This is a genomic window from Pseudomonas sp. IT-P395 (genome assembly GCF_949767675.1).
In the GTDB taxonomy this organism is placed as follows: domain Bacteria; phylum Pseudomonadota; class Gammaproteobacteria; order Pseudomonadales; family Pseudomonadaceae; genus Aquipseudomonas.
On sequence record NZ_CATKPW010000020.1, the window covers coordinates 23,610 to 32,033 of the forward strand.

Genomic DNA, 8,424 nt, shown 5'->3' on the forward strand with positions numbered 1-8,424 from the left:
ACCATGAGCACTCTGCAACCCGATACCCTGATCAAAAACCCCCATGGCTGCCACGTTGTGTCTTCGGTAGAAGTGCCGGCGGACGCCGCACAGGTCTGGGCGGTGGTGGGCAACTTCGCCGGTTTCGACCGTTTCATTCCAGCGCTGTCGCACATCGAAACAACCGGCGAGGGCGTGTCTTCGCTGCGCAAAAAATGCTTCAAGGATGGCAACCTCGTGGTCGAGCAACTCAACTCCCGCGATGAACACGCGCGGAGCATGACCTGGACGACGATTTACAACACGTTGGGGGTGGCCAATCTGTGGGCGGCGATGAATGTGGAAGCGCTGGGCACAGGCAAATCCAGGGCAACCTGGACGATCATTGCCGAGCCGGCTTCGGGCGGTGAGGAGGCGTTGCCGGGGTTCAAGGATTTTGTGCAGGGGTTTGCGGATGATGCGATGGGGAATGTGCTGAAGCTGTTTGTCTAAGGCTTCGGCTTTGCGGTGAATGCACCACCGCTTTCGCGAGCAGGCTCGCTCCCACAGGGAAATGCATTCCAAATGTGGGAGCGAGCCTGCTCGCGAAGAACGATAACGCGGTCAGATTTTGAAGCTGTCGACCAATTGCTTCAGACGGTTAGCCTGCTGCGACAACGCATCACAATCCTTCAACGTTTCATTGAGGTTGGCGACGCTCTGCTGGTTCAGCAGGTTGATCTGGTTAACGTCGACGTTGAGGGTTTCCACCACGGCGGTCTGCTCTTCGGTCGCCGCTGCCACCGACTGGTTCATCCCGTCGATTTCGCCGATACGCTGGGTCACGCTGACCAGACGCAAACCGGCCTGGTTGGCCACTTCCACGCTCTGCTCGCTGGACGCCTGACTGGCGTTCATCGTGGTCACCGCTTCGCGCGAACCGATCTGCAACGACGTGATCATCTTGTGGATCTCTTCCGCCGACTCCTGGGTGCGATGGGCGAGGTTACGCACCTCGTCCGCCACCACCGCAAAACCACGCCCGGCTTCACCGGCACGCGCAGCTTCGATCGCCGCGTTGAGCGCCAGCAGGTTGGTCTGTTGCGAGATGCCTTTGATCACATCAAGGATGTGGCCGATGTTGTCGGTGCTGGCATTCAGGGTTTCAATCTGCGTGCACGACAGGCTGATTTTCTGCGACAACTCGGTCATCGCTTGAATCGTCTGCTCGACTACCTGACGACCGTCATCAGCCTGCTCGCTGGCGCCGCTCGCGTGTTGCGAAGCATCGGCGGCGTTGCGGGCGATTTCCTGAGTGGCGGCGCCCAACTCGTTGATCGCGGCAGCCACGCTGTTGGTGCGCGCGCTTTGTTCGTCGGAACCGACGATCGAAGCATTGGACGACGCCATCACGCGCTGCGACAAGTCATGCACATGGCGGGTTGCCGAGGACACTTCGGAAATCGACGCGTGAATCCGTTCAACGAACTGGTTGAATGCGCTGCCCAATTCACCGAATTCGTCTTTGCTCTCAACCACCAGACGACGGGTCAGATCGCCTTCGCCCTGAGCAATGTCCTGCATCGCACGACCCATGGTGGTCAGCGGACGCATCAGGACATTGATCAACAGGCTCAGCAGCAGCGCAATCGCAGCCACAGCAACAAACATCGCGATCAGCGCCGAGGTGCGAAATTGGCTGAGTGCGGCGTAGGCTTTGTCGCGGTCGATCGACAGACCGATGTACCACTGCGCATTCGGCAGGTCGCTGACCGGGGTGAACGACAGAATACGTTCCTGGCCATTGAGCACCACGTTCTGGTTGCCCTTCTCGATGCGCACGCTGGTGTTCGGGTAGATGTCTTTCAGGTTTTTCATGACCTGATCTTTGTCCGGGCTGACGATCACCTGACCGTCGGCGCTGACCAGAAACGCATGGCCAAGGCCACCGAAGTCCACCGAGTTGATGATCTTCACCAGGGTTTCCAGGCTCAGGTCACCACCGACCACGCCAAGCAGCTCGCCGTTCTTTTTCACCGGCATGGCGATGGTTACCACCAACCCGCCAACCGCTGCCATGTACGGCGGCGTCAGCATGGTTTTGTCAGCGATCACGGCTTGTTTGTACCAAGGACGCTGACGCGGGTCGTAGCCGTCCGGCATCTTCGCGTCAGGGCGCTGGGTGAACACACCGTTGGCCTGACCGACGTAAGTGAACTGGAAGTTCGAGGTGAAGGCCGGCTGATCGACCAGGCCCGGGAAATCGGCGTCCTTGCCCTGATGCGCGACGTTTTGCGCAAGGTTTTCCAGCACCAGGATCCGCCCGCTCATCCAGTTCTGCACGCTGCTGGCGGTCAGATCACCGGCCTGCTGCACGGAGGACTGAAGGTTCTGGCGAATGGTGTTTCGCTGCAGGTAGTCGTTGTAGAGGGTGAACAGCGCGAACGCCAGGACCACGACGCCCGAGGCGGCCAACAGGATTTTATGGCTGAACTTGAGATTCATTTCATGGGACTTCTTATGCGAAAAGTGGGGATGCGTTCCGGATGCAACATTCCATGTACAGCGCAGGCAGCGTTCTAACGGCTGCTCTGATTTGGTGCACGCATGTCTCACCAGTCTGTCGGCACGTGTCGGAGAAATCTTAGGGTTGAGCGGGAAATGGATGGAGTTTCTGCAGGATTCCCGCCGAACGGCGTGCCAGAGCGTTCGCCCCGATGTTTTTCAGGGTTGATGTTCGGGTGGCAGTTGCAAATTTCGTAACCCTTGATGACAATGCGAGTAATTATCATTTGTGACGTTGGCGTTGATGTCCTCACCTGAGTTTGCAGTACAGGCGCTTTACAGTAGTCATCACGGCTGGCTTAACGCTTGGCTGCGCGCGCGGCTGGGCAATGCGGCAGATGCGGCGGATCTGGCGCAGGACACTTTCCTGCGCCTGCTGCAGCGCACCGAACGCCTCGAACTCAAGTCGCCTCGCGCCTTCCTGCGCACGATTGCACGTGGGTTGGTGATCGATCATTGGCGCCGAGAGGAAATCGAACGTGCCTATCTCGAAACGATCGCCCATTTGCCTGAAGCAGAAACACCGAGTGCCGAAGCCCGGGCGCTGGTGATCGAATTGCTGGAGAGCATCGCGCGCATGCTTGAAGGACTGAAGCCGAAAGTGCGTCAGGCCTTTCTGCTGGCGCAGTGCGAAGGTTTAACCCACAAGCAGATCGCCGAACAGATGGGGCTTTCCCTGCGTTCGGTTGAACGTTACGTCGCCGACGCCCTGTATCACTGCTATGTGCTGCGGTATGAAAGCTGATGCCGGTGGATAACGTCTCAGTCGGTCGCCGCGCCGAGCCTCGACAGCACGTAGTCAAACAAGCCATCCATTGGCTGCTGCGCTTGCGCAACAACCATGGCAACCCGCGGTTGAATCGCCAGTGCGAACAGTGGCGCGCCGAACACCATGAGCACGAACTGGCCTGGCAACGGGTGCAGTCGCTGCAAGCCGAGTTGAGCAATAACCTGCGTGCGGTGCCCGGTGCGCAAGTGGCGTTCAACACCCTGGAAAACAGTGCTCAGGGTCTTGGCCGGCGACAGGCCTTGAAGCTGTTGTCTGGCGCATTGCTGATGGGCTCCGCCGCGTGGCTGGCCAAAGACACGGCCGCGTGGCAGCAATGGAGCGCCGATTACGCTACGGCGACGGGCGAGCGGCGCGGCTTTCAGTTGCCGGATGGCACGCGGATCGAACTGAACACCGCGAGTGCAGTGGATCTGGATTACACCGCACAGCAGCGGCTGATCAAACTGACGCGCGGCGAAATTATTGTCACCTGTGGCGGCTCCGACGAGGGCGCGCCGTCTGATCGGCCGCTGCGGATACAAAACCGTCACGGTACTTATGAACCTTTCGATGCCCGATTCATCCTGCGTCAGGAACATGATTGCACTCGGCTCAGCGTCACCCATGGTCAGGTTGCGATCCGCTCCGGCGGCACTTCGGTGGAAGCATTGGCCGGGCAGAGTTATCTGATCGATCACCATCGGGTTCGCCCTGCACCGCCGCTGGCTATGGATGCTGGCGCTTGGGTCGACGGCTTGATCGTCACGCGCAATATGCGTCTGGGTGATTTTCTCAGCGAAGTCAGCCGTTATCGTCAGGGCTTTCTGAGTTGTGCGTCTGACGTTTCCGAGTTGCGTCTGTCCGGCGTATTCCGCCTGGAAGACACCGACAAGCTGTTGGCGATTCTGCCGCAGACGTTGCCGGTGCAATTGCGCTATCGCACGCGTTGGTGGGTGACGCTGGAGCGCGTTGCCTGAAATTATTTTGGCGGGTTTTCGCTGCAGGTCCGGCTTAGTCAGTAAGCACTTCAATTCAAGCGTTTGCGACTTCCTACGGAAACCTACAATGACTGTCCGCGCCACCTGTAAGAACACTCTGAATTTAACTGCAGAATCGGGCCTGTTGCGCCACGCCGTTCGGGCAGCGCTTTTTTCCACGGTGCTGGGCGTTGGTGTGATGCCCGGTTTGAGCATGGCGGATAATCCAGCGGCCAGTGAACTCAGCCATCGCTACAACATTGCAGCGGGCCCGTTGGGTGAGGCGCTGAATCAATTTGCACGTCAGGCTGGCATCACGTTGTCGACGACCCCGCAGCAAACTCAGGGCCGGCAATCGCCGGGCGTACAGGGTGAATATTCGACCGATCAGGCGTTAAGCCATTTGCTCGGTGGCTCCGGTCTGGAAGCGGTCAGCCAGGATGGCAGCAGCTACGTCCTGCGTCCGCTCGCTGAAACCGAAGCGCTGGCCCTGCCAACCACCGATATCAAAGGTTTCGCCCTCGGCAACGCCTTGGGCAGCATGGATGGCTACAACGCCACGCACAGCCAGATCGCCACCAAGACCAGTACGGCGTTGCTGGAAACCTCGCAAAGCGTATCGGTGGTCACTCGCGAACAAATGGATGACCAAGGCTCGCAGACTGTCTCGCAGGCAATGCGTTACACGCCGGGTGTGCTGACCAATCCGTACGGCGCGACCCATCGCTATGACTATGTGGCGATGCGCGGTTTCAACGACGGCTCGGTCGACAACATCTACCTCGACGGCCTCAAGTCGATGGGTGACAGCGGTACTTACAGCACCATGCAAGTCGATCCGTATTTTCTTGAGCGCGTCGACATTCTCAAGGGACCCTCGTCGGTGCTGTACGGTCGCAGTTCGCCTGGCGGCCTGGTGGCGCTGACCAGCAAAAAACCGCTCTACGAGGCTTACCATCAGGTGCAAGCCACGTTCGGCACGCAGGGGCAGCGCGGGGTCGGTTTTGACTTCAGCGGCCCGGTCGATGACGACAAGCGTATTGCCTATCGTCTGACCGGGTTAACGGATCAGTCCGACACGCAATTCGACCACAACAAAGAAAAACGCTTCGCCCTCGCACCGACGTTGAGTATCGATTTCAGTGAAGACACTTCGCTGACGTTGCAGGCGTATCTGCAACACGATCCGGATGGCGGCTACCACGGCGGTGTACCGGCCGACGGCACCATTCATCAGCGCAATGGCAACCGCATCTCGCCGCATTTCTTCGAAGGCGAACCGGGCGTCGATGGCTATTCCCGTGATCAGCAATCATTCGGTTATCAATTCGAACATCGCTTCAACGACGTCTTCACCGCTCGCCAGAATTTCCGTTACCTCGATTCCAAAGTAAACATGGATCAGGTCTACGCCTATGGCTGGACCTCGCCTACCAGCAACGAGCTGAACCGCTATTACACCGGCGGGGATGAGCGTCTGCATGCGTTTATCGTCGACAACATGCTCCAGGCTGAATTTTTCACCGGCGCGACCAAACACACGGTGCTCATGGGCGCCGACTATCAGCGGCGCAAAACCGTGGTCGACTGGACCAGCGGCGGTCTTGCACCGATCAATGCATTCAACCCGGTGTACGGCAACTCGACGGTCGATATGTATGGCGAGACCAGTTACCTGCGGCGTCTGGAGCAGACCGGGGTTTACCTGCAAGACCTGATCGAGATGGACAAGTGGCGCTTCTCGCTGGGCCTGCGTCAGGACTGGGTCGAGACTTCGGACGAAAATCGTATCGCTGAAGCCGGGCGTCCGGTTGACACAGAGATCAATGATCGCCGCACCAAGCTAACTGGCCGTGCGGGTGCGCTGTACCTGTTCGATAACGGACTGGCGCCATACATCAGCTACTCCGAGTCGTTTAACCCGAACTCCTATGCTGACAGCGCCGGCAATCCTTTGGCACCTACCGACGGAACACAGTGGGAAGTCGGTATGAAGTATCAGCCGCCAGGCACTGACAATTTGTTCACCGCATCGCTGTTCCGCATCGATCAGGAGAATCTGGCGACCAAACTGCCGCAGGAAAACTTCTATCGTGCGGTCGGTGCCGTCCGCTCTCAGGGTCTGGAACTGGAAGCGCACATGCAGTTGACCGATAACCTCAAAGTCCTCGGCAGCTACACCTTCACCGATATCGAATACTCGAAGTCGATGGTCAGCACCTTGAGTACGCCGACAGACGTAATCGAGAACAAGGGCAACTCGCCGACACAGGCCCCGCGTCATATGGCGTCGTTGTGGGCGGACTACAAGTTCGACAACGCGGCACTCGATGGCCTGCGACTCGGCGGCGGCGTGCGTTATGTCGGCTACAGCTGGGCCGATGCGGAAAATACCCTCAAGGTGCCTTCCTACACGCTGTTCGATGCCTCGATTGGCTATGACTTGGGCAAGGTCGGCTTGAAGGGCGTTGATGTTCGTCTGAACGCGAACAACCTGACCAATGAGTCCTACGTCGCTTCCTGCGCAAGCCTGAACTTCTGCTACATGGGCGAAGAGCGCAACGTGGCGGCGACGGTGAGCTACCAGTTCTAAACCTTCCGTCCTGTGCATAAAAAAGCCAGCCTCTGATTTTTCAGGGGCTGGCTTTGTCGTTTCTGTGGGGAAATTCTCATGCGTGCGTTTCTGGTGTTGTTGCATCGTTATATCGGCTTGGCCACCGCAGTTTTTTTGCTGCTTGCCGGGGTCACGGGAAGCATTCTGGCGTTCAATCATGAGCTGGATGAATGGTTGAATCCGCAGTTTTATGCGGCGTCTGCAGTGGGTGAGCGACTGCCGCCCGGTGATTTGGTTGATGCCGTGCAGAGTGCCCATCCAAGGTTACAGGTCTGGTACATGGAGTACCCGAATGAGGCGGGCCACACCGCGTTGCTTGCGATGGTCCCGCGTAACGATCCGGGGACCGGCCAGCCATTCACTGAGCGTAATCAGGTGTTCTATCTGGATCCGGTGAGTGCTGAGCAAAAGGGCCAGAGGTATTGGGGGGAGTGCTGTTTTCAACGGGAGAATTTTGTCCCGTTCATTCTTGAGTTCCACTACAACCTGACGTTGCCGGGTAATTGGGGATTGTTGTTGATGGGTCTGGTTGCCATTGCCTGGGTGATCGATTGCTTCGTTGCGCTGTGGCTGACATTGCCGCGAGGAAAGCCATTCTGGAAAAAGTGGTCGACCGCCTGGAAGGTGAAGGGTGGGCATGCCTATCGACTCAACTTCGATCTACATCGTGCTGGGGGGTTGTGGCTGTGGTTGTTGCTCCTGCCGATCGCTGTCAGCAGCGTCGCCATGAACTTGCCGAGCCAGGTATTCAAGCCTGCGGTTTCGTTGTTTTCACCGATTGAACCGAGCGTCTACGAGGCTCGAGGCCGAATGCCCCCTTCACAGTTGGGGGTGACGCAATTGAGTTATCAACAGGCGTATGAGAGGGCGTTGCAGGAGGGGAAAAGGTTAGGACTGACAGCGGCGATCGGGGAGTTGTATTACAGCTTTGAGTACAACTTCTACGGCGCTGGTTTTGGACAGCACGACACCGAAGCCCATGGCAAATCCTGGTTGTTCTTTCATGGTACGGACGGGCGATTGTTAGGGCAGGAGATTGCTGGGCAGGGAACGTTGGGAGAGCAATTTTATCGGTTGCAGTTACCGATACATGGAGGACGGATCATTGGAGTTACAGGGCAGGTAATGATCGCGGTGTTAGGTATTTTGATGGCGGGTTTGTCGGGGACTGGCGTCTACATCTGGTGGCGCAAATGGCAGGCTCGACGTATCAGCAAGGCACGTAAAGCTGTTTGATCATTGGTTTTGCAGGTCCTGAAATGACAAAACCCCTGTCTGCGTTAGCAGACAGGGGTTTCGGAATTCAATCTTGACGATGACCTACTCTCACATGGGGAAACCCCACACTACCATCGGCGATGCATCGTTTCACTTCTGAGTTCGGGATGGGATCAGGTGGTTCCAACGCTCTATGGTCGTCAAGAAATTCTGTATCTGGCCCGTCAACACGGTAACAAGCCAGCAAAAACGGTTACTTCTACTAAAACAAAACCCCAACTGCTTTCGCAATTGGGGTTTCGGAATTTAATCTTGACGATGAC

Annotated in this window: 6 protein-coding genes and 1 rRNA gene; 5 read left to right on the forward strand and 2 right to left on the reverse strand. The window is 57.6% G+C overall.

Annotated features, from left to right (window positions below; genetic code table 11):
- Positions 1-3: 3 nt before the first annotated feature.
- On the forward strand, positions 4-471 hold the full coding sequence (locus ACM6IN_RS15075) for an SRPBCC family protein (protein ID WP_095113875.1): 468 nt from the start codon (positions 4-6) through the stop codon (positions 469-471).
- A 111-nt stretch (positions 472-582) separates the two neighbouring features.
- On the opposite strand, the gene ACM6IN_RS15080 is transcribed toward ACM6IN_RS15075, so the two are convergent.
- Positions 583-2,463 carry a methyl-accepting chemotaxis protein gene (locus tag ACM6IN_RS15080; RefSeq protein ID WP_007918977.1) on the reverse strand — a complete coding sequence of 627 codons (1,881 nt, stop codon included), beginning with the start codon at positions 2,461-2,463 and terminating at the stop codon, positions 583-585.
- 304 nt (positions 2,464-2,767) lie between these two features.
- Between ACM6IN_RS15080 and ACM6IN_RS15085 the strand changes: the two genes are divergently transcribed.
- From ACM6IN_RS15085 to ACM6IN_RS15100, 4 genes are all read left to right on the forward strand, one after another.
- Positions 2,768-3,268 (forward strand): sigma-70 family RNA polymerase sigma factor, encoded by a 501-nt coding sequence (locus ACM6IN_RS15085; protein WP_007918975.1) that lies wholly within the window; start codon positions 2,768-2,770, stop codon positions 3,266-3,268.
- Positions 3,268-4,269 carry a FecR domain-containing protein gene (locus tag ACM6IN_RS15090; protein ID WP_007918973.1) on the forward strand — a complete coding sequence of 334 codons (1,002 nt, stop codon included), beginning with the start codon at positions 3,268-3,270 and terminating at the stop codon, positions 4,267-4,269. The genes ACM6IN_RS15085 and ACM6IN_RS15090 overlap by 1 nt, the downstream gene beginning before the upstream one ends.
- An 88-nt stretch (positions 4,270-4,357) precedes the next feature.
- On the forward strand, positions 4,358-6,862 hold the full coding sequence (locus tag ACM6IN_RS15095) for a TonB-dependent siderophore receptor (RefSeq protein ID WP_414916288.1): 2,505 nt from the start codon (positions 4,358-4,360) through the stop codon (positions 6,860-6,862).
- A gap of 78 nt (positions 6,863-6,940) precedes the next feature.
- Entirely contained in the window at positions 6,941-8,119 is a 1,179-nt protein-coding gene (locus ACM6IN_RS15100) for a PepSY-associated TM helix domain-containing protein (RefSeq protein WP_007918968.1), read from the forward strand.
- Positions 8,120-8,190: 71 nt separating this feature from the next.
- Here ACM6IN_RS15100 and rrf read toward each other — a convergent pair.
- Positions 8,191-8,306: ribosomal RNA gene (rrf, locus tag ACM6IN_RS15105) — 5S ribosomal RNA — on the reverse strand.
- Between the last annotated feature and the right edge of the window lie 118 nt (positions 8,307-8,424).